The organism is Vibrio atlanticus (genome assembly GCF_024347315.1).
Lineage (GTDB): Bacteria > Pseudomonadota > Gammaproteobacteria > Enterobacterales > Vibrionaceae > Vibrio > Vibrio atlanticus.
Genome location: NZ_AP025461.1, coordinates 801,411 through 823,486, shown reverse-complemented (window position 1 = coordinate 823,486; position 22,076 = coordinate 801,411). Strand labels below are relative to the sequence as shown.

Here is a 22,076-nt window from a genome sequence, read left to right as displayed (position 1 = left end):
ATCATGACAGGATATTTTCTACAAGCATTTATCTATTTGCTTGCCGCAGTCATCGCGGTTCCTATCGCCAAAAGGCTTGGTCTCGGATCTGTGCTTGGTTACCTCATTGCCGGTGTGGTGATTGGCCCAATCATCGGCTTAGTGGGTGAAGAGACCACGACCATTCAACACTTTGCCGAATTCGGTGTAGTAATGATGCTGTTCTTGGTCGGGCTTGAGCTTGAGCCTAAGATGCTTTGGGCAATGAGAAACCGCCTGATGGGGCTCGGCGGCCTACAAGTCGGTGGCACAACGGCCATAGTCATGGGGATTGCTCTGTTCTTCGGGCAACCTTGGACGATCGCGCTGACTATCGGTTTGATCTTCGCACTGTCATCTACCGCGATTGTTCTCCAAACCTTTAATGAGAAAGGGCTCTCCAAGACAGAAGGCGGCAAGAATGCTTTCTCGGTCTTACTGTTCCAAGATATCGCTGTCATTCCGATGCTGGCATTTATCCCTCTATTGGCGTTGCCAGAATTAATCGAAGCTGCACAAAGCGCGGTCGCTTCGACTTCTGATCACCATGAAGAGTTGAGTCTTGTTGCTGGCCTACCCGGCTGGGCTTATGGCCTTGTGATCACAGCATCTATTGCGATTGTTGTGGTCGGCGGGCACTTCTTGAGTCGTCCACTGTTCCGCTTTGTGGCGAGCTCAGGCTTGCGAGAAATCTTTACTGCAACCGCACTGATGTTGGTTATTGGTATTGCTGCACTAATGAGCCTAGTCGGCCTCTCACCAGCTTTAGGAACCTTCCTTGCGGGTGTGGTATTGGCGAACAGTGAATTCCGCCACGAGCTTGAGTCTAATATAGACCCGTTTAAAGGGCTGCTACTTGGCTTGTTCTTCATTACGGTAGGTGCGGGCATCAACTTTGATGTTCTATTCAACGACTTTGGTTTGATCATTGGCCTCACTCTTGGCGTTATGCTACTTAAAGCCTTGGTGTTGTTTACATTGGCGTTGATCTTCAAAATTAAAAATAGCGACCGTTGGTTGTTTACGTTGAGCTTGGCGCAAGCCGGTGAATTTGGTTTTGTACTACTGAGCTTCTCGGCTCAAAACCACGTATTGTCTGCTGATATAGTCCAAACTCTGTCGCTGGTTGTTGCTCTTTCAATGTTCCTAACACCAGGCTTATTCATTCTATTTGATAAAGTGATACTTCCTCGTTACGAGCAAAAGTCTAACGACCGAGAAGCCGATACTATCGAAGAGAAAGGTACGGTGATCATTGCTGGTATTGGCCGATTCGGTCAAATCGTTAACCGCTTATTGGTGTCGAATGATGTCAAGACTGTGGTTTTGGATCACCAAGCCAACCAAGTCGATTTACTTCGCTCTATCAACATCAAATCTTACTTTGGTGATGCGACTCGTCATGACTTATTGCATACAGCAGGGATCGAAGAAGCCGCAATGTTTGTCGTCGCTATCGATAACCAAGACTCAAGCGTTGAATTAGTAAAATACGTTAAACACACCTACCCTAAAGTGAAAATTTTAGCGCGTGCGTTCGACCGTGGTCACAGTTACCGCCTACGAGAAGCTGGTGCAGATTCTGTAGTCTCAGAAACGTACCACTCGGCACTCGAAATGGGCGCAGAAGCTCTACGTTCTTTAGGGCACCATCCATTCTTCGTTGAACAGCAAAAATCAACGTATCAACGTGTTGAAAGCCGTAAGTCTGAAAAACTATACCAAGCTTGGTCTGAAGCGGAAGAGAACCCACGTTACGACAACAACTACCGACAAATCTTCATTCACCTTGAAGAAGCAATGAAAGAAGACATGAAAAAAGACCGTTCAGACAAGCACTCTCGCTCAGAACGAGGTTGGACCCCGCCACCGAAAGGCTATGCAGATGGCTTTGAGGAAGAACAAACCTAAGCAGAGCTCAAATTCGAGGTTAACAACCACTCAAAAAGCGGCTTTCGGGTCGCTTTTTCATTCTCTAAATACGAATAGCACGACCGATGAAGCCAAAACACGGAACCTAAATCAGATGAACCACGACATTTATGTGATCCAGTTATAATTTTCAATCTCAAGTTACCCGTCAAAAATGAATTCACTTTTTACATTTATAAAACATTACCTCTCCACATAAACCATACCGTCAATACAGGTATATATGCATTCTTTTAAGCCCTTCAGTCGTCGTTCTAATTCGTAGCGACCATCCTCTAACGTTTGAGTTACATTGCATATATCTAAACACGCCTCACAAGTCGCCACTAAAACATTCACATCGCCAATAACTAACATTCCACATTCACAGATTCAAACCATAAAAATTAACAAAAACATTTCAAAGTATGTCTATCGTTACAATTTGTAACGCATGCCAGTTGTCGGTATAGTCCTGCACTTCAAAAAGTGAGGCGGTTGCGCTCACCTTAAAGGAGATATAATAATGATTACTAATGATGCAGTAATAATGGGCATGTTAGCTGTTATTCTTGGCGGTGTTTTTATCACGGAAAGTAGCCAAAATAGCGCACTGAAAAAATTCTACTCGTTCGTTCCGGGTCTATTGCTCTGTTACTTTGTTCCCTCATTGCTGAACAGCTTCGGCATCATCGATGCGTCAAACTCAAAGCTATACTTCGTTGCAAGTCGCTACCTATTACCGAGTGCACTCGTTCTTCTGATCATCTCAGCAGACCTTCGTAAAATATTTGGCCTTGGTTCTAAAGCCGTCATCATGTTCCTAACTGGTACTGTCGGCATTATTATTGGCGGGCCTTTAGCGATTCTAATCATCGACCAAGTTAACCCTGACCTTGTATCTGGCGATGTATGGCGCGGCCTTACAACTGTGGCAGGTTCTTGGATTGGCGGCGGTGCAAACCAAGCAGCAATGAAAGAAGTGTTCGAGGTTGATGACCAACTGTTCTCTGCAATGATTACGGTTGATGTTATCTGTGCGAACATTTGGATGGCCGTGTTACTTATCATGGCAGGCCGTCAGAAGAAAATTGATGCATGGTTAAAAGCAGACACATCATCTATCGAAGAGCTAAAAGAGACGGTTTCTAAATACCAAGAAGAGAACGCTCGCCCAACGACCACAACTGATCTAATGAAGATCACGGGTATTGCGTTTGGTCTTACGGGTCTAGCTCACTTATTCAGTGACCTAATCGCACCTTGGATCTCGACCAACGCTCCAGAGCTTGCGAAGTACAGCCTTACATCAGGCTTCTTCTGGTTAATCGTAATGGTGACAACGTTCGCGCTCATCGCTTCATGCTTCAAATCAACACGCAGTCTTGAGCACAGTGGCGCATCAAAGGTAGGTTCAGCGTTCATCTACATCCTAGTTGCAACTATCGGTATGCAAATGGATGTGACGGCTATCTTAGACAATCCAGGCTACTTCTTCATTGGTATCACATGGCTAACTATCCATGCCATTCTAATGATTGTGATGGCGAAGCTTATCCGTGCACCACTGTTCTTCATGGCTGTCGGTAGCCAAGCTAACGTTGGCGGCGCAGCATCGGCTCCTATCGTAGCAGCAGCGTTCCACCCAGCATTAGCGCCAGTAGGTATCCTAATGGCGGTATTGGGTTACGCTCTAGGTACATACGGTGCCTACATCTGTGGTCTCATCATGCAGGCTGCTGCGGGTTAATAAGCCTCGAAATAAAAGCGATATGGGCGACAGGACCTTTGATCATGTCGCCCTTTGTTATGTGCTCTTCTTGTCACAAGCATTTCTAAAAGTGCAAACACATATCAAGGCGAGATAGACACAAAAAAGGCGACAGTAATAACTGTCGCCTTTCTATTAAGCTTTCTTAAGTTAGCTTCCTAATTCAGAATTATTCCCAATCTAGGATTACTTTACCTGACATACCAGAGCGCATCATGTCGAAGCCTTTCTGGAAGTCGTCCACTTTGTAGTGGTGAGTAATGATTGGTGTTAGATCTAGGCCTGATTGAATCAAAGAAGCCATTATATACAATGAGAACATAAGTAATTTAAAAACAAAAACTTACATTGATATAAAATTACTAATGGCGGCAGGATGGCGACATATTTTTCTATCTAAGACAGAAGTATGGTCAACAAATAAGCCTATTTCCCGCCTTATTTCCAGTCTAGCTTCTTTGAGCAAGCAAAAATTTAAATATGACATGCCGTAGAACTTAAAAAAGGGATTTTTTTAAACTCATACATTTTGTTATGAAAAATCATTTTACTTGGTAAGTTCACTGAGTTATCCAGATATATCAAACTTGAAACTGAGAAACTAATTGCCCCAAATCTCCAGCAAGACGTGCTATCTCTGTACTCGAAGCACTGGTTTGGTTAGCAGCAACCGCATTTTCCTCAGCAATATGTTTCACGTTAACAACATTCTGATGGATATCTTCAGCCACTATGCTTTGTTGCTCAGAGGCACTAGCAATTTGCATATTCATCTCGTTAATTGTATTAATTGCAGAGGTAATGGCTTGGAGGGCTGAACTAGCATTCGCTGCTTGTGCTACACAGTTATCAGCCTGTATTTTACCTTGATCCATCGCTTCTACTGTACTTTTAGTTCCCACCTGAAGTTGCTCAATGATGGCTTGGATTTCAGAAGTCGAACCTTGTGTTCTTTCTGCTAATGAGCGCACTTCATCTGCAACAACGGCAAAGCCTCTTCCTTGCTCTCCCGCCCTCGCAGCTTCAATCGCCGCATTCAACGCAAGTAGGTTAGTCTGTTCAGCTATCTCTCGTATGACGGCTAGAATCTTGCTGATGTTCAGCACTTCCAGTTGCACCTCATTCATTTTGCCAGAGGAATGATTCACACTTTGCGACAGTAAATTAATAGAAGTAATAGTTTGTTCAACTACCTTCGCTCCTGACATGGCTTCCTTATCAGCTTGATTGGCGGCGTCCGATGCCTTAGCCGCATTGTTCGCCACATTCTGCACCGTCGCAGACATCTCATTCATGGCCGTCGCAACCATCTCTGTTTCAGTTTCTTGCAAACCAATACCTTTAGAAGTCTGCTCTGTCACCACAGCTAATTCCTCGGAAGCCGAAGCCAATTCACTGCTCGCGGTTGAAATAGTAGAAATCATCTGTTTAAGATGATCAGCGGTATTTTGCACCGCATCAAGAAGCTTGCCCGTTTCATCCTTGCTCGTTATCCCTACGTTAATAGCCAAGTCACCCTGAGCAAGTTGATTAGCGGCATCGACGGCTTTTTGTATTGGTTTAGTGATGGCTAAAGTCAAAAAATGAGCGCATAATCCACCAAATAAAATAGCAATGACAGACACGATAAGAGTAATTTTTACACTTCTATCTGTATGTTCCTGAAGTTCGACCCCAAGAATATTTTGCTCTTTTAAAACAATCTGCTTCATCTCATCAACAAGAATATCTACTTGTGAACCAATAGCTTCTAGATGGTTAGTAATGATGTTATTTCGCTCAACAATTAAATCATGAATATCTCTCATCGCTTGAATATAGCTCAGATGAGAATGGGTAAGTTTTATTAGTATCTCCCTACGTTCTGAGTTATGTAAGCGAAGGCTCAATTTTTTGATTTCATCTGTTAAAGCTTTGTCCATGTTTTCAATCGCCATATTAAAATCACCAGTCTGATTACTTTGAAGAAACTTGACAACAAACAGACGTCCAAGCAACATTTTCTCTTGCACATGGCTCGCATAGTAGGCTAGTTCAGTATCACCATCGTCATAAGAAGACTGAATGATATCGCCAATCAATCGGCTCATATTTTCACCACTAGGCACTAGTATTGAGTTATGGATAGTATCCTTTTGTTCTAATAAACTTACTACTCGCTCAAAAGCAATTTCATAATTTCTCATAGCTGTATCAACTTTCTCAACCAGATTTGTCCGCCCTGAAAAATCAATTTCTTGATCTGCTTCCATGATAATGCTATTTAATTTTTTAATAAAAAAATAATATTGCTTTAAATTTTTATCGTTCTCTGTTATAAGAAAATCTTTGACATTAATTTGAAGCATCAACATATTACTTTGTAACTTACTAAATTGGTTCGTTTGACGCGTTTGAGTTCTATATTTAACTATCTCATCATCCACATTTTTAATTGAATATATCCCAATAACCAACGCTATAGAAAGCAACGTTAATACAACGCCAAAACTTCCGCCAATTTTCACACCTAACTTTAGGTTTTTAAACATAAAATCTCTCTATAAATTCCACAATGAACTATAACAAAATTAAATTAAATTAAATTAAATTAAATTAAATTAAATTAAATTAAATTAAATTAAATTAAATTAAATTAAATTAAATTAAATTAAATTAAGGCAACTATCTAGCCAACCACAAGATGACCAATTTCACATTTCCAAAAAACTTTACAAATAATGAATTCGGTTGTACCTAGAAATTATGATGAAATAAAAGTGTACTAATTTTAAGGTACAATTAGGCTGCTAGGGCGTAAACGGATCCCAGCAGATAAATATTAACGATTATTGAGCTGCCCAATTTTTAATTATCGCCCCCATCAACCAAAGTTGGACGTTGATACTATGGAGCGTTAGCGCCACTTTTATCGATAACTACCTTCCAAGTAAACGATTAATGACCAATTACCTTGTTCAAGAATACATGAACCGCTTTCTCATCATGAAATTTACGTTTATTCCTCCACTTGTCATAACCTACAATTGTCCTCTCATTAACCCTGACATAATGAACGTCTCTTCCATCCTCGACTAGAGACGACAGGTTTCTTTATTCGATGAACCAGCGATTCAAAATTGAGATCAACATGGATACCACGCTCTGCCAATCCCTCTTCAACTTTACGATTGCTCAGCTTGTAGAAAAGGTAGCAACGAACTGACTATAATATGAACTAGGAAGGAAAATGAGCCCCTTAAGGTAGTAATTAGATATCATTCGGTCGAACATCATACTGCCAATTATGCCCCACTGGTTTGACATTTAAATATTAACCCCGTTTAATATAAGGTTATAGATCTTTTGATTTAACATTTAAAAACAATTACTTATATTTATAATCTTCTTATTTTTGTCTGTTCCTCCATAGAGATACGTCTGATTTGACGGAGGTCTAGATGGAGCCTTGTTGCGTAATTAAATGAATTAAATCTAGAAACTACGCTCTGGTCAGCTACGTACACTACCTTTTGTAGCCTTATGCCCCAGCCTCGTCACAAAACCACCAACTGGAAGCAATATAACCAATCACTCATTAACCGTCGCTCTCCGACCTTTTGCGTTAATGAAGAGGCGATAAACGGGTGGGCACAAAGCAAGTTGAGATTTCCCTTAAAACAAAAACGAGAGGGTGATACAGCATCTAGCCATTGATACGGCTGGCCTTAAGATTTATGGCGAAAGTGAATGGAAAATCAAAAAACACGAGACAGATTGCAAGTATTGAGTTTGGTGAAAGCTGCAAATCACAGTCGATACAAGCACGCATGAAATAATTACAGTCGAACTAAGTTTATCGACGGTTAAAGACGGAGAAGTACTCCCTAACTTACTGAAACAAACACGCCGAAGCATTCTAGAGGTGTCAGGTGATGGTGCTTACGACACCAAAAAGTATCATGAAGTCTTGCGCTCTAAGGGCTGCAAGCCTCTCATCCCTCCTAGAAAAAATGCTAGTTATTGGGACAAGGAACACCCTCGAAATAAAGCTATTGATGCGCTCATAAACGATACGCTAGTTCAGTGAAAAACTGACTCTGGGTATCACGATAGCTCAATCTATGAAACGGCAATGTTTCGATATAAAGCACTGACTAGCAGTACATTGAGTTTGAGATGTTACAACACTCAAGTTGGTTAGGCATTGGCAAATATAAAAGCTAATAACAAAGTCTTAGGGCTAGGTATGCCTATTAAAAACTAACAGGTAAGTTGAGTGGGATAACCACATTCCTTACCTGATTTGATCAACGACGCCAGTCGATAGCGATGACATTTTTAGTCAACACATTGGGACCATCAGTCTTTTCTCACTCTCCTAAGTCTAGATTAAAAAGGAGGGAGTGAACTCCATACATCATGTTAACGTAATTACTCAATGGCAAGTCGTGCCACTCTATACCACCGTGTTTTCTTATGGAAATCTGCCATAATTCAGTGCTCGAAAACTCCCAGGAACTTTCAAGATCAACTGTTGTTCTTGGACGAGGCGTAGACATGAGGCTATGCTGTGGATATGGGCGGAAGTGTTCAGAGCATCAACAAGGCCTGGTAGGGATTTAATACTTTAAGTATATAAACCCCTAAGATTTTAAAAATAACGATTAATGCGACTTCTCATATAAGAAGGGGAAGGCCAACCCATCGGTTACCTTAAACACAGCTCAAATTAATGGCCCAAAGCACGTTAGACTTTTAAATGGTCAAGGCTAAGGAAATTGGCTATCTAACCTCGCCTTGAAACAAATCAAATCTATCTAATGCGTCTTGAACTGTATAGACCGACCATCCTGCGCCTTTAAGCTCTCTAGAGCTCTTGTGATTAATCACCACCGCCACTTTCTGATTATCCCAACACAAGTCAATAGAGACTTCACTTCCCTTTATGTTCTTACTTACGCCAACCTGACCACAGGGAAGTCGATTCTTTTGACACTTTGATATTAAGCCAACAAGAGCAGGATCGGCATAAAGCATTAGATCTTGGTAGCTGTCAAACGGAGTTACAACGCCCTGCTCTTCTCTTAGCCTGTTGATGGTCAAAGTTGTCTCGTTGCTCACGCACAAGTGACCATGATGAGGCTGTTTCCTGTGACAGTCAGCACACAAGGCTCTAAGGTTCGCCCTCTTGTTGTCTGTCTTGTTCCCGTTAACATGGTGAGTGTGAAGTAGCTTTTTGTGATCTTTTAGGCAAACACTGCAATGTTGACAGGTGTAATTCAGTTCGCTTCTGAAGCTCGATGATATCGATGCCCAATCAGGAGAGTACCCGCCTCTGTAATAATCAGCAGTAGAGGTTGGTAATGTCTCGAAGTGGGAACTGTATGACTCAAATAACCTCACGAACGAGAAATTGGCAATGAACGATTTCTGCTCCTCGTATGTCTTCTCGGTATAGCCCTCTACATTCAGTTCCTTCATACACATAATGCATGGTGATAAATCAGATTCACCCTTTGAGTCCTGACCTGAGTGAAAAGAACGACCAAAGACCGGAAACTTGCCATCGATTCGACTTGTCACCACATATCTATTGTGAAAACGCCCTTTTTCGCGCATATCAATTATTGTTTTACACTCTGCGACATGAACACGTCTTGCCGACTTACACTTACCGTTACTAATAACTTCGCTTATGCTTGGCCCCTGGTCGGGTATGTAGAGCATTACCTGATGACCGTCGTAACTTAGTACACCATTTGAGCCGTCAATCTCATCTAACTGAATGTCTTTACCTAATACCTTGCCTTGAACTAGACCACGAGTAACGCTCTCTAGATTGTCTGAGCGCCTTGTTAAGGTAAAATCAGATCTCACTGCCCCCAACGGGGCAATAGCTTTATACAGGGCGCCAAAGTCGATATTTAACTTCATCAGTTCTCACCAAGAATTTGTTTTATCTGTATGTCAGCGTTTGTAATGGCTCTAAACGAGACTCGACGTGATTTATCTGGGTCTTCTAACCCGTCTACTTTGACCAACCTCGAGGAAGAGAACCCAACCGCAGCTACTCTGGAAGTTATCCAATCTGACTCTTCCGGCATTAAGCTGTAGCCGTATTGCAAAACGGAGCGTGTTCTACCTTGTGACAACCTCATATTGTAAAAATAAGCCTGCTCTTTGGTTGAGCCTCTAAGACCTGCGCTAGATGTGTGCCCCTCAATTCTCACTTCATCAATCGAGTCGCGAAACGGCTTAAGAACCTCGATATAGCGTGGGAAGAACTGATTTAAGATCCTCTTGTAAGCAGTCTTAATCTTTGTCTGGTTGTTTGCGAACAGTACGTCAGGTGACTTGAAGTTGAATGACAGAGTTTCCTTATCAATCTCTGCTCCCCATAAATCCAAATCGCCTTTGAATTCATTCACTAAAGCATCGTAAATGGCAACTTGGTTCTCTTGATAGGCAACTGCTACATCTTTTATCTTCTGGCTTTCTTTCTGAGTCTTGAGCATGAATACGATGGCGATAAATAAAAACACCATCATTAAGCCGGCCATTAGGTCTGAGATGGAAAGCCAATGCTCTCCATTCTCCTCTTCGGCGGCATTGCTTTTACCGAATATCTTGTCCATTAGGCAACTCGCTCGTTAACGATCTCATTCATTGCCTGAGTCAGCTTCACATAATCCTCTACAAACTTGCCTGTCACCTGAGTAAGAGCTCGTCCCATCTCAGTAATGACACGGTTAATCTCTTGCTGCATAGACTCATCAATCAACTTGAGCTGAGAATCTACCGCCTCGCCAGTTAACCCGACTTGGTTTCGAATACTCTCTTCCATCGCCTCGAACGTGCGTCTAGCTTGATTAATTTGCTGAGTTGATGCCTCGTCGATAACGTCAGACAATCTCTGTTGCAACTTACCTGCCGAATTAACAATCGCATCAGACACTTTGTTGGTATCGGTAACTAGGTTCTGGTTAGCGGTGGTCATCGTTTCTGACATCTGCTTGGCATCAGTAACTAGCATTTCAATCATGCCGCGCATAGTGTTATTCAGATCAGAAACAGCGTCTTCTAGGTGCTGCTTGATAATTCCAGTTTGGTCTTGAAGGTAGTCGGAGCTTGTTTTGAGGCTTTCGTTCGTTCTAGCTGCATTATCTGTAAATTCAGTTGCAGCCAAGTCTATAGACTTGCCGATAGTTTCAGAGCTCTCTATTAGCTTTTCGCTGACATTGTTTATGCCTTTCTCGGCTTCAGTGAGCATATCGGCATAGTGGGTATTAGCAGTCTCGACTGATTTAGATATACTACTCACCACATTCTCTATCTGGTTTTGAATCTCCGGCACGGCTTCAACCGCTTTGTCTCTCATATCCCTGAATGCACCAAGATGACTCTCAAGCTCAGATATTTGGTGATTGCAGACCTCCATGATTTCTTTAAGTTGAATCATAGCTTCAGGTATCACTTTACTGTGCTCGCTGATTGTCGCGACCGAAGACTCGGTAGAGGCAATTGATTTTACGCCCAGCTCATACTGGCTCTGCATTTGCTCGAGTTGGTTTTTGTAATCTTCTTGCCACCTAACGAGAAGCAACACTGCCTCGTTTAGTTGTTTGAAATTGTCGCCAAACTGCTCTGTCAAATTGCTATTGAAGTCAGTAATAACCTGCTTAAGCGCCTCTATAACCTGATCTGTCGCAGATTTCGACAAGACATCGGCAAACTCCTGCATCTTGAGCCACAGATTCGTGGAAAACTCTTTAAATCTCTCTTCTTCAGTTTCGGCCCTTTCATCAAGCGTCTTTCGGGATAGCTTGGCATTGTCGTTTATGTCGCTGCGAATCATCTTGAATTGACCAAGCAACGTAGACTCTTCGTTACCGACTAGAGCATCTTTCAAAGCCTTTGTTTCTGTGGATTGATACTGTATTGCAGAAAGAATATCTTCCGGTGTCGCGCCAAGTTTTTGCTCTTTCGCTTTTTTGGGTTTGAAGAGAGGAATAGTGCTGAGCGTCTTAAGTAATAGAGATGCGAAGATCCCCATCAGACTCGTTATGAACGCTGTCTTAAGACCTGCTAAAAGTGGAGGTATGCTTGTTTCGATATTGTTTTGATCGAACTCTAACAAGCCAAGCACAATCCCAAAGAACGTACCGAGTATACCCAATGTGGTTAGAAGAGTTGGTGCGTAGCTAACGAAATCTCTGTTTCTGCCTGTCTTTCCTAACCATATTGCTACAAAAAACACACCGATGATTAGCACTGCAACTAGGGTACTGACTGCCCCTGCACTCAGGCTCAAAAGAATCATCTCTAATTGTTCTGACATTATAAGTTCTCGTTGATTTAATAGTGGTTCGGCTTTATCTCCAACTTTGAAAATGAAAGAAGAGATAAAGGATCATTTTCATAACATGGTGACAGTCATAAAAGGCTGTCGAATTGCCCTTGTCTACATTGTTTCTCTGACCCGTCTTTGTCTTCACTTGTGATAAATAATTTACCGTACTGTATATATCAATAATGGGGCAATTACAGTGAAATATAACGCAACCTTAATAATACTTGCGAAAGAAATGGAATTTTTGGCTAACGAAAGCTTCACTAATCGCGCAGATCACCACAACTTATTTTGCAATATCTTTGGTCGTTGGCATTTAGCTAAAGTAGCAGCGTCAATTATTGTAGATAACAAGGTACATCATCATATTGATACCGATTGAATACGTAATTGCAGCCATTCCAACGCATGACAGGAAAACAAAAACCCGGACCGCCTACCTCAATATCCGGCCAACCGTGATGTTCCTCATTCATTATTAGCTTGGGTATTCCAACTCCACTAGTGATTAGCTTCCAACTACTATTATTCTGTTTACTGACGAGAGTATAGTGATAGCCGGTATTGCCATAACAATATGTATTACTTTCTATAATAATCACCTCAGGCTGACCATCACCATTCAAATCTCGTACAACAGTTATTTCATCCAATGAGGTGAAGCTAAATTCCTGACAATTACTACGCCAAGATTTACCATCGAAGCTATAGCCTGCGGCTTTAAATGCAGAAGCTTCGTCTGCGTATGTAAGTTGAACGGAAAACGCATTTATACTCCAGAACAGCAAAGGAGCATATAAAAAGTAAGCATATTTATTTTTAAATGGCATTGTTGTTTTTTTCATAGTGTTGAAATTTTTCGTGAATCCTCTCGCTGAATATTTCCAGGAGTTAAAGGTGACAAAATTCTTTCTCTTCAATTCATTTATTCAATATTTTCTTCCTACATTTGTTAATGGATATGTCAAGGACGTATATTCATTCGCGCAAAAATTTTTCCACTACCTTTCCATTTATAATCATTGGCTGGAAGGCCTTCGCTAAGGTCTGAGTCGAAATAACGAGTAAAAATGCAAATGTTTTTTTCATTTCCCAGTGTTTCCATTGTCAGTTTTGTCTTTATTTTCAGAATCATATACAACGGGAGTAGCGAGCGTGACTGCAAAATCGTGGTGTGGTGTGGGATAGTTAGAAACTATCAAAATATAATAATGAATCTACTCTATGGTCTGATTTTATTGTAAATGTAAGAAGTCACGCTGTCTTTGAAAGTTGACCAACAAAAACAGCATGACTGGGGGTTCTTTGTTTAGGTATGAAGACTAATTCCTGAATACAGCTCGTTCATCGTTGAGGAATCAAAAACCAACGTAAAAAGATCATGTTTCTTCCCTAGGAAAAAATTAATTTTCGCGAAACAAACACGATTAATGAATAAAACCTTTCAGAAAGCATTATATAAATTAAAAATTATACACCAATCAAACCCTCTAAATCAGACTAATATGAGGGGTATTTAGGACTTAACGTATTATTCATTAAATATCAAAAAATAACAAAAAGAAATAACAAAAAAAATAACACATCGGATTTGTTATTTATAAATATCAAACTACTATCACGCCGCTCAATAATTTCGAACCTAAAAATAAACAACAAAAGGTAATAATATGTCTATAACTTTCCAAGGTAACCCCGTTGCTATCTCAGGTCTATTCCCTAAGCCTAATCAAGTAGCACCAAGTTTCACTCTCTGCGACAAAGAGTTAAATAACCTAACTTTAGAAAGCCTAAAAGGGAAAAATGTCTTGCTAAATATCTTCCCTAGCATCGACACTCCTGTTTGTGCAGCAAGCGTTCGTACATTTAACGAAAAATTCGCGAATTTAGACAATACAATCGTATTATGTATTTCTGCTGATCTACCCTTTGCTATGAATCGTTTTTGTGGTGCAGAAGGCATTGATAAAGTAACAACAGCGTCTTTTTTCAGAGAGTCATCATTCACTGAAAACTACGGTGTAAACTTAAATGAAGGTGCGCTTGAAGGATTAGCTGCGAGAGCTGTTATCGTTATCGGTCAAGATGGTATAGTCAAACATAGCGAATTGGTTTCTGAAATTACTACTGAACCAAACTATGAATCTGCGCTAGCGGTTTTATCATAATCATGCGTAAACTACTTATTGTTGCTGCCACCCTTTATTCAATAAACGCCTTCGCAAAGTTTGAAACTACTGAAGACGATGCTGGATTTGGAGAGACACAAGTCGTAACACTTGATAACACCACAAAGTTTGATCTGATTGGTACACCATTAGAAGCAGGCGATTTATTGCCTTCAGCTAAGATGTTGACTTCAGATTTAGAAAGCTATGATACTAGTGCGCAAAGTAAATCGATCAAAATCTATAGCATATTGACATCTGTTGATACACCTGTTTGTGTTCAACAAGCTATTGAGCTTTCTCAATACATAGAAAGCAACCATCACAAACTTCAAGACATTGAATTTTATGCAGTCAGTGCGGATACTCCTTTTGCTCAACAGCGGTTCATTAGAGAGCATTCTCTTGACGGAGCGACATATCTTTCTGACTCTTCGGAACATAAGTTTGGCCTCAATACAGGAACTCAAATTAAGCAGTTAGGCTTACTTAGTCGAAGTATTATTGTAGTGGGTATGAATAACCAAGTCATTTATACCCAAAGAGTACCTGAACTTACAACTATCCCTAGTTTAGAACGAGCAGTGAAAGTTGCGTTAGAAAACCGCTAGACTCCGGAAATATATAAGGGGCATTAGCCTCTTATATATTAACCTAATTCCAATTTTATAAATAACAATCAATAATGAAAAGCATAAAAAAACAAAATATATTTATAGGGTTGTTAATCCTGGTATCATTAGGGGCTCTTAAACTAGAATAATCATCTATACTAAAACCATTAGTAGAAGAAATTTTAATTGAAAATTACATAATAAAATACAACATGGCACTCCATCATTTAATTAAATAATATCAAATTAGTTACAACTGTCTCTATCCAATAGTACACTGATGCAATCCCATAGATTAGTTAAGTAGAGTCGATATCGTTATACATACGACCTCATAAGAGGAAGGTATCAACGCATCTAAATGAAACCACACACATAAATGAAAGTAACTGTGCTGATTTAAGTATACCTTTCAAAGTTCTCGTTAAAAAACAAAGCAAAATTGCCCTCAACGCCTATCATCAACTCTCATTATAAACTCGAGTTCATACTATTTTCCTAGTTGTTGTCTATTGAATAATTTGGTAAATTTGTAATATTTCATTTAAAAACAACACCAAGTATAGGTATGCAGCTATCTATGTGGGATTTTAGACCTCATGAACACTCTCAACTTCGAAATAAAATATCAGGTGAAGAAAAGAGACTAACAAAAACAGAAAGCCAGTTATTATTGCTCTTACTGTCGAATAACCATCGAGTCGTAACTAAATCTGAAATTCACAAAAAAATTTGGCCGGGGAAATTTGTTTCAGATGCCAGTATCACACACGCCATTGCATCATTACGTTTAGCTTTGAATGATACAGTGGAAGCACAATGTATCATTCGAACCGTACCTAAAGCCGGTTACTTTGTCGCTTATAATAAAATAGCTCTAGTTTTAACTAACCAAGCCCAACCCGAGACTAGGCGACCTGATAAGGTAGTAGCTTTTAAGCTTAAGTGTTCTTGGCAAGCTGGCGTAATAGTTTTATTAGTCAGCATGAACTGTTTACTGTTTTGGTTTTTGTTCATACCTTCACAAAGCGAACCTAAACTGAACATGTCAAGGTTGAACTCTCAAACTAACACCTTTACGATCAAGAACAACGATTTTCATAGTCAACAACTCTTAGAGCAGCTGATTAGGCACCCTACTTTAAACAATGTAAATTTTTATATTGCTTCAAATAAAACTAGGATTTATGTAAGTTGCATTCACCAGAATGCATCATCACCTTACGGCCAAAGCATCAACTTTTCTATTGATATTAAGCGCGCTATAGAGGGGATTAGCAATGATATTGTACAAAAATGCCAATAAACACTATTTGCTCAGCGTTGTCTTTTTACTTGCCTTGTTTCCTATTCAAATTTTTCTCAATGCATCGTTTATTCCTAGTTTTGCTCAAAACGTTAATACCCAAATAAGTAAAACGGTTCTGACTTACGGTGAGCAAATGGGAGACAATAAATACAGAAAAATCGACTATCACTTAAAACCTTATCTATGGAACCGATTTCTATTACTGGCTTCTATCCATTTCGACAATGGAAAAAAACTGGACACACAATTCCTTATTACCTTTTGGCCGAAATCCATTTATTCCATAAAATATATAAATCAACTGGTTAACTCTCCAGAAACAGAATATTTTGATTTACCAGAGCAACATGTGCTCTTTGATGGCGGCGAAGAAAATTTTCAAACTTTGTTAGAAACCTCCCACCAATATTGTTACATCCAACTGTCGAACAGCTCAGTTCAATGTGTCAATATATCTAAAAATAAAGAAAAAATTGACGTCAATGACAAGAAAACAACATAGCATGTGGATATTTAATCCAACCCTTAGGCGCCAGCTAACTAACCAAAGTAATGGGGAGAGCAAAAAATTGCACTCTACAGATTGTAAAATTTTAGAGCTTTTATGTAAAAATCAAGGAGAAACCGTTTTAAAAAGTACCTTAATCGACGTGGCTTGGCCAGGGCGAGTCGTCTCGCAAGCTAGTTTAACTCAGTCTATAGCCCACCTACGTATAGCTTTAGGTGACAATGGTCGACAACAAAATATTATAAAAACAGTCCCAAAGCATGGTTATTTACTGGTAAGCAACATAATAAGCCTTGAGGTACCAATAGTTCTTGAACAAAACAACTCATCAACACCTAGTTCAGAAATAATCCCAGACACTCTCCAACCTCAAGACCATGAGAAGACCAGTCTATCGGCCCATCTACAATACCTTCAAAGATTCATTCTATTGACTCTCTCACTATTATTTTTAGTTAGTCTCACTTGGTTAACGCGGATCATATATTACAATAGCACCACAGATCGTATTCAATGGAACCAACGTGAACATTTGGGCGTAACGTACTATTTTACTGATACTAAAAATGGAGATAAACGTTTCAATGACCTCAAAGGGAGATACTCAAGTGACTTACGTATGCTCTATATTTCTGAAAACCCTGAGCAACTCTATGTATCGTGTGTTTATCAACCTAATAATTTACATGAACACAACACAATGAATTTTAGTTTTTCCCGAGACTATTCAATCGAGCAAGTAAGAGAGGAAATTAATGAACAATGTCAGTAAAGCCATTGTTTTTCTGGTCTTAGCAAATACACTCGTCATTACGCTTATCTCCTGGATAAATACTCTCAATCACCCTCCATTCTTAGATGGTCGAAACAACACCATGTTATTTTCTCATGGTCGTACATATACAACATTTGAAGTCGACTCGTTCAAAGAAGTGATTACGGTAGATCATCTGTGGGGAGGAGTTCACGATGCACACTGTAGCTTATTATCCGAAGGCAAAAACAAAGCCCTCAACATCTATTACTCCGTTTATTTCTGGGGTGCAGACCTCTTTTCGACAACCAACGCGCTACGTAGCGCAAACTACACTCCCTCAACAGAACTTGATTTCACTGAAGCACACTTGATTGATAATTCATCGGAACAATTTTTCCAGACCTTATACCAAGATAAGTATATTTTCTGTTATTCCAGTTTATTGACCGGCAGTGTCCAGTGTATCACGGCCGATTAATTAGAGTAATTAACCTAAATCATCAACACATTTAGTTATAACCAAACATGTTGATTATAAACATATAAATATCAACAACTTAATTTATTCATTTAAAATCAATCTAATGACGAGTAATTTAAATATCGGATTTGTTTATTAGTGTTCTTAAGGGTTTATGGACATAGTACTAGCAAATAGGACATGTTTGAGAAACGTAATACTCATGATCAGAAAAAGAGAACCTTTAAAGATTACTGCACTCTTGTTAGAAGGAAGCCCGATCACAGCAATTTCGGGACCAATCGAAATGCTGACAATTGCTTCAATGCAAGCAGGATTACCAGCGCCACAGGTCAGTTATGTATCAGTCACAGGGGGGCCGACTCAATTCTTAGGGGGGCTAACAATTAACAGTAGTACGCATTGGGAATCCGTCGAATATACCGACATTTTAATAATAGGTGCTTGTGGTAACATAAATAAGGGGTCTTATATCTTACCCAAAGAGGTTAAATATTGGCTAAAAAAACAAATTACGCAGTGTGAATTTGTTCTCTCTTTATGTACGGGGACATTTCTTCTGGCTGAACTTGGGGTTTTAAACAAACGAAGCGCAACTACACATTGGGTATATGCTGAAGATTTTCGAAATCAATTCCCCCAAGTAAAATTCAAACCACACTTGAAAATAACTCATGATGACCGATATATTTGCACCTCCGGCATTAAAGAATACTTTGCTGCAACAATTTTGTTAATTGATGCTTTGTTAGGCACGGCCCAAAGAATTAAATGTGAACAGTACTTAGGAGGTGATGTTTCAAAAATTAAGCGAATTTGTTTAACGAGCTTTGCTCAATACCATCAACATAGCGACAGTTTGATTGATCGGTTACAAGAGTGGATGCACAATGAAGACCCAAGCAGGCTATCTGTCGCTATGTGTGCAGAGAAAAGTTTTTTGAGTGAAAGGCAAATGAAACGTCGCTTCAAAGCAGCAACTGGCGAATCTCCAATGAGCTACATACAACGTATTAGAGTGGCATTAGCGAGAGACAAGCTGGACACTACCAGCTTAAACATAGAACAAATATCCCAGCAAGTTGGTTACAGTGACACAAACCATTTTAGGTCGCTGTTTAAAAAATTTTACGACATGACGCCCACAGAATATCGCAAAACGACACAGGCTTGTGAGATTTAAGCACCTTAATTCTAACTGGACCTAAGCCCTTAGCTAGAAGAGGGAGTTATTCACTTGGATTGAAAAATAATAAAGCTGATGTCTCTCCGCCTACGCTTGTATCTGCAAGCGTTCAACGACATACCACAAGGGAAAGAAAAGCGAAACAAAAACAAAGTCGACTAATTTACATGCAAGAAATAAACGATGACGATCTTGGTGAGTCAAAACACGTATTGATTATAAAATTCAGGGCGAGTAATCATGTGGATAAAAAGTGGCAACTAACATTCACTAGATACACTGTTAGCTCGTAAACCGTAAAAAGTTCAGCCTTAGGTTCAATCTGACAAACATCGCTTAAAAAATAATGACTGCCAGATCAGGCCCAAGCAACTACTTTTGATGTGACATTTTTGCCACTCAGACAAATACTATTGAGAGAGTTTTTCTAAGACAGGGGTTATGGACCGATGAAGTTCACTGGATTCATATGCACCTGCTAATAATTTACTCGGATAAGCAATTGAATGGCTTAATACCTCACCAATATTGTTAATATGAATACGCTTATCAGCCACACAAGCACTCAAACATGTTCTAATAAATTGTTTGGATGTATCAAGCTCAAGCAAGCGTGCGCATCGCAGCGCTTCTTTGGTTCTTTCATAAAGCATTTCTTCAGATAACACGATTTACCCCCTCTCCATTCAATAGCATAACAATATGAAACTCTTCGCTTTCCCTCATCGCAGCAAGGAAAAGGCTCTCTCTCATTTCTCTTTGAATTATATTGTCGCTAATTACATACTTCGTCAAAACGTCAATCGCTTGTTGCTCGTTAATGTCTTCCTGACTAACTATCGCTGACAAGACACTTTTCGATAGATTTGACGAAATATCAAAATTTAGTTCTTTTGCCTTTACAATCATCGCTTTTATTACTTTGTTTTTTTGAGCTCTGATAGTACATATCTTCAGCTCATGCTTATCAAATGCATATCCAATGTCATCTAACAGTTGGCTCAATTCTTGATACACTTTATATTCCTCTAGTTCATTGTTCTTGTTCTTCATATGTTAACGTTATATGTTTAAAATAAAACAGTGAAACCAATTGCACCAATAAAACAAACCAACCAAATATCATGTGGTTATAAAAATAACACCATTATTACGTCCATAATATCAGATATATATGTCCTATTTGGTTACTATATTGGTAATGATAGCGTTCTATTTACATTGATAGGACTAGCATATTAAAATGAAATTCATTAGAAAAAAGACATATACCCTAAGCATTCAAGACTTTTAGTTTCACGGTTAACATATAAACCATTGATTTAGTATGGCTATTTTTATTCTAGCTTAACTTATGGTTGAAGTTGCTTATTTTATTTTTCATGTGCGGGTGGATAATAACGCACAGAATCTAAAAAAAGGAACTGAAAATGTTATATGCACAACCAGGAACTGAAAATTCGATTGTCGATTTCAAGCCGCAGTATCAAAACTTCATAGGAGGGGCATGGGTAGCACCGAAACATGGAAAATATTTTACTAATACCTCTCCAATCAACCATTCTGTAATTTGTGAAATTCCAGCTTCGACTCAAGAAGACATCGATTTGGCAGTTAATTTTGCGCACAATGCGAAAAATGACTGGGCTTCAACATCAGTCACTGAGCGTTCAAACATATTATTAAAGATAGCTGAGCGTATTGAGAACAATCTTGAGATGCTTGCTATTACTGAAACATGGGACAATGGGAAACCTATTCGCGAGACTCTCGCCGCTGATATTCCACTCGTTGTCGACCATTTCCGCTATTTTGCTGGATGCATTAGAGCTCAAGAAGGTTCCGCTGCGGAACTAGATTCACAAACCATGACCTACCACTTCCCAGAACCTGTTGGTGTTGTAGGACAAATTATCCCATGGAACTTCCCACTCTTAATGGCCGCTTGGAAGCTGGCACCCGCGCTGGCTGCTGGCTGCTGCGTGGTATTAAAACCAGCGGAACAAACTCCTGCGTCAATCTTAGTATTGATGGAGCTCATCGAAGATCTAGTCCCTGCCGGTGTAATCAATGTCGTAAATGGCTATGGTTCAGAAGCAGGTCAAGCACTTGCTACACATAAAAAGATTGCTAAAGTAGCCTTTACTGGCTCTACAGAAGTTGGACAGCATATTCTGAAGTGTGCCGCTGAGAACCTAATTCCGTCAACAGTCGAGCTAGGTGGTAAATCTCCAAATATTTTTATGGCTGATATATTTGATCACGAAGACAGTTACCTTGATAAGTGTATCGAAGGTGTCTTGTTAGCTTTTTTCAATCAAGGTGAAGTCTGCACGTGTCCTTCTCGAGTTTTGATTCATGAATCAATTTACGATCGCTTCATTTCACGTTTGCAAACTCGCATGAAAACGATCCAACAAGGAAACCCACTCGATACCGACACACAAGTTGGTTCACAGGTGTCACAAGAGCAATTTGACAAAATTCGCAAATACATAGCTCTTGGTCATGAAGAAGGTGCCGAATTACTTATTGGTGGTAACAGCAATGAAGACAATGGTTACTTTGTCGAGCCTACCCTCTTCAAAGGAACTAACGATATGCGTATTTTCCAAGAAGAGATTTTTGGCCCAGTCGTTGCTGTTACGACATTTAAGGACACTGAAGAAGCTCTGGCAATCGCCAACGATACTGAGTATGGCTTAGGTGCTGGAGTATGGACACGTGACAACAATCTGATTTCACATATGGCGAAAAATATACAAGCTGGGCGAATTTGGGTTAACTGCTACCATGCTTACCCTGCTCACGCTGCGTTTGGCGGCTATAAAAAGTCCGGGATTGGTAGAGAAACACACAAAATGATGCTAGACCACTACCAGAACACTAAAAATATCATCGTTAGCCACAGTGTTAATCCTTTAGGCTTCTTTTAAAAATTAAGCTAATTGTCTGCCCGAAAACCTAATGGGCAGACAAACATTTGGTTCATTATATTTATGGTCTAAGCCATGCCCATTT

At 39.8% G+C, this 22,076-nt stretch carries 17 protein-coding genes and 2 pseudogenes; 11 read left to right on the top strand and 8 right to left on the bottom strand.

Annotated elements, in window-relative coordinates; all coding sequences use genetic code 11:
- Positions 1-3 precede the first annotated feature (3 nt).
- Both OCV30_RS19360 and OCV30_RS19355 read left to right on the top strand, forming a co-directional pair.
- Positions 4-1,929: a monovalent cation:proton antiporter-2 (CPA2) family protein gene (locus OCV30_RS19360; RefSeq protein ID WP_065678268.1), complete on the top strand. Its 1,926-nt coding sequence runs from the start codon at positions 4-6 to the stop codon at positions 1,927-1,929.
- Between the two features lie 526 nt (positions 1,930-2,455).
- Complete coding sequence (locus tag OCV30_RS19355; protein WP_017111839.1) at positions 2,456-3,679, top strand: DUF819 family protein; 1,224 nt, start codon at positions 2,456-2,458, stop codon at positions 3,677-3,679.
- A gap of 190 nt (positions 3,680-3,869) precedes the next feature.
- On the opposite strand, the pseudogene OCV30_RS19350 reads toward OCV30_RS19355, so the two are convergent.
- Together OCV30_RS19350 and OCV30_RS19345 are read right to left on the bottom strand one after the other, a co-directional pair.
- Positions 3,870-4,010: pseudogene (locus OCV30_RS19350) on the bottom strand (L-threonine 3-dehydrogenase); the annotation flags it as partial.
- Between the two features lie 271 nt (positions 4,011-4,281).
- Entirely contained in the window at positions 4,282-6,231 is a 1,950-nt protein-coding gene (locus OCV30_RS19345) for a HAMP domain-containing methyl-accepting chemotaxis protein (RefSeq protein WP_065678269.1), read from the bottom strand.
- A gap of 991 nt (positions 6,232-7,222) precedes the next feature.
- Here OCV30_RS19345 and OCV30_RS19340 point away from each other — a divergent pair.
- A pseudogene (locus OCV30_RS19340) lies at positions 7,223-7,880 on the top strand (IS5 family transposase); the annotation flags it as partial.
- A 584-nt stretch (positions 7,881-8,464) separates the two neighbouring features.
- Here OCV30_RS19340 and OCV30_RS19335 read toward each other — a convergent pair.
- The 4 genes from OCV30_RS19335 to OCV30_RS19320 form a co-directional block, all read right to left on the bottom strand.
- Positions 8,465-9,616 (bottom strand): HNH endonuclease, encoded by a 1,152-nt coding sequence (locus OCV30_RS19335; RefSeq protein ID WP_065678270.1) that lies wholly within the window; start codon positions 9,614-9,616, stop codon positions 8,465-8,467.
- Positions 9,616-10,317 (bottom strand): OmpA/MotB family protein, encoded by a 702-nt coding sequence (locus OCV30_RS19330; protein WP_065678271.1) that lies wholly within the window; start codon positions 10,315-10,317, stop codon positions 9,616-9,618. Before OCV30_RS19330 ends, OCV30_RS19335 begins: the two co-directional genes overlap by 1 nt.
- A complete protein-coding gene (locus OCV30_RS19325) occupies positions 10,317-12,020 on the bottom strand; it encodes an anion permease (RefSeq protein WP_065678272.1) in 1,704 nt (567 codons plus the stop codon). Before OCV30_RS19325 ends, OCV30_RS19330 begins: the two co-directional genes overlap by 1 nt.
- Before the next feature lie 350 nt (positions 12,021-12,370).
- Positions 12,371-12,877 carry a hypothetical protein gene (locus OCV30_RS19320; protein WP_244499017.1) on the bottom strand — a complete coding sequence of 169 codons (507 nt, stop codon included), beginning with the start codon at positions 12,875-12,877 and terminating at the stop codon, positions 12,371-12,373.
- An 825-nt stretch (positions 12,878-13,702) separates the two neighbouring features.
- Between OCV30_RS19320 and tpx the strand changes: the two genes are divergently transcribed.
- The 7 genes from tpx (at position 13,703) to OCV30_RS19285 (ending at position 19,052) form a co-directional block, all read left to right on the top strand.
- On the top strand, positions 13,703-14,200 hold the full coding sequence (gene tpx, locus OCV30_RS19315; RefSeq protein WP_065678273.1) for a thiol peroxidase: 498 nt from the start codon (positions 13,703-13,705) through the stop codon (positions 14,198-14,200).
- A gap of 2 nt (positions 14,201-14,202) precedes the next feature.
- Positions 14,203-14,811: a redoxin family protein gene (locus OCV30_RS19310; protein WP_065678274.1), complete on the top strand. Its 609-nt coding sequence runs from the start codon at positions 14,203-14,205 to the stop codon at positions 14,809-14,811.
- Between the two features lie 571 nt (positions 14,812-15,382).
- A complete protein-coding gene (locus tag OCV30_RS19305) occupies positions 15,383-16,120 on the top strand; it encodes a winged helix-turn-helix domain-containing protein (protein ID WP_244499018.1) in 738 nt (245 codons plus the stop codon).
- A complete protein-coding gene (locus tag OCV30_RS19300; protein WP_065678276.1) occupies positions 16,095-16,625 on the top strand; it encodes a hypothetical protein in 531 nt (176 codons plus the stop codon). Before OCV30_RS19305 ends, OCV30_RS19300 begins: the two co-directional genes overlap by 26 nt.
- On the top strand, positions 16,606-17,403 hold the full coding sequence (locus OCV30_RS19295) for a winged helix-turn-helix domain-containing protein (protein WP_083994570.1): 798 nt from the start codon (positions 16,606-16,608) through the stop codon (positions 17,401-17,403). The genes OCV30_RS19300 and OCV30_RS19295 overlap by 20 nt, the downstream gene beginning before the upstream one ends.
- Entirely contained in the window at positions 17,387-17,866 is a 480-nt protein-coding gene (locus tag OCV30_RS19290; protein WP_065678278.1) for a hypothetical protein, read from the top strand. The genes OCV30_RS19295 and OCV30_RS19290 overlap by 17 nt, the downstream gene beginning before the upstream one ends.
- 157 nt (positions 17,867-18,023) lie before the next feature.
- The gene (locus OCV30_RS19285; protein ID WP_083994571.1) at positions 18,024-19,052 is read left to right on the top strand and encodes a GlxA family transcriptional regulator; all 1,029 of its coding nucleotides are present in this window, start codon (positions 18,024-18,026) and stop codon (positions 19,050-19,052) included.
- 413 nt (positions 19,053-19,465) lie between these two features.
- Here the strand turns inward: OCV30_RS19285 and OCV30_RS19280 are convergent, their stop codons facing one another.
- Positions 19,466-19,723, bottom strand: coding sequence for a hypothetical protein (locus OCV30_RS19280; protein ID WP_065678280.1), 258 nt, complete (start codon positions 19,721-19,723; stop codon positions 19,466-19,468).
- On the bottom strand, positions 19,713-20,108 hold the full coding sequence (locus tag OCV30_RS19275) for a hypothetical protein (RefSeq protein ID WP_083994572.1): 396 nt from the start codon (positions 20,106-20,108) through the stop codon (positions 19,713-19,715). Before OCV30_RS19275 ends, OCV30_RS19280 begins: the two co-directional genes overlap by 11 nt.
- Positions 20,109-20,485: 377 nt before the next feature.
- On the opposite strand from OCV30_RS19275, the gene OCV30_RS19270 reads away from it, so the two are divergent.
- Complete coding sequence (locus tag OCV30_RS19270; protein WP_017098662.1) at positions 20,486-21,991, top strand: aldehyde dehydrogenase family protein; 1,506 nt, start codon at positions 20,486-20,488, stop codon at positions 21,989-21,991.
- Positions 21,992-22,076 lie beyond the last annotated feature (85 nt).

Bases quoted from the DNA above. Each gene is read 5' to 3' on its own strand.
- OCV30_RS19275 (WP_083994572.1), bottom strand. From the start codon at position 20,108: ATGAAGAACAAGAACAATGAACTAGAGGAATATAAAGTGTATCAAGAA.
- OCV30_RS19295 (WP_083994570.1), top strand. From the start codon at position 16,606: ATGACAAGAAAACAACATAGCATGTGGATATTTAATCCAACCCTTAGG.
- OCV30_RS19305 (WP_244499018.1), top strand. From the start codon at position 15,383: ATGCAGCTATCTATGTGGGATTTTAGACCTCATGAACACTCTCAACTT.
- OCV30_RS19320 (WP_244499017.1), bottom strand. From the start codon at position 12,877: ATGAAAAAAACAACAATGCCATTTAAAAATAAATATGCTTACTTTTTA.
- OCV30_RS19300 (WP_065678276.1), top strand. From the start codon at position 16,095: ATGATATTGTACAAAAATGCCAATAAACACTATTTGCTCAGCGTTGTC.
- OCV30_RS19270 (WP_017098662.1), top strand. From the start codon at position 20,486: ATGTTATATGCACAACCAGGAACTGAAAATTCGATTGTCGATTTCAAG.
- OCV30_RS19325 (WP_065678272.1), bottom strand. From the start codon at position 12,020: ATGTCAGAACAATTAGAGATGATTCTTTTGAGCCTGAGTGCAGGGGCA.
- OCV30_RS19310 (WP_065678274.1), top strand. From the start codon at position 14,203: ATGCGTAAACTACTTATTGTTGCTGCCACCCTTTATTCAATAAACGCC.
- OCV30_RS19360 (WP_065678268.1), top strand. From the start codon at position 4: ATGACAGGATATTTTCTACAAGCATTTATCTATTTGCTTGCCGCAGTC.
- OCV30_RS19285 (WP_083994571.1), top strand. From the start codon at position 18,024: ATGGACATAGTACTAGCAAATAGGACATGTTTGAGAAACGTAATACTC.
- OCV30_RS19335 (WP_065678270.1), bottom strand. From the start codon at position 9,616: ATGAAGTTAAATATCGACTTTGGCGCCCTGTATAAAGCTATTGCCCCG.
- OCV30_RS19345 (WP_065678269.1), bottom strand. From the start codon at position 6,231: ATGTTTAAAAACCTAAAGTTAGGTGTGAAAATTGGCGGAAGTTTTGGC.
- OCV30_RS19330 (WP_065678271.1), bottom strand. From the start codon at position 10,317: ATGGACAAGATATTCGGTAAAAGCAATGCCGCCGAAGAGGAGAATGGA.
- OCV30_RS19355 (WP_017111839.1), top strand. From the start codon at position 2,456: ATGATTACTAATGATGCAGTAATAATGGGCATGTTAGCTGTTATTCTT.
- OCV30_RS19290 (WP_065678278.1), top strand. From the start codon at position 17,387: ATGAACAATGTCAGTAAAGCCATTGTTTTTCTGGTCTTAGCAAATACA.
- tpx (WP_065678273.1), top strand. From the start codon at position 13,703: ATGTCTATAACTTTCCAAGGTAACCCCGTTGCTATCTCAGGTCTATTC.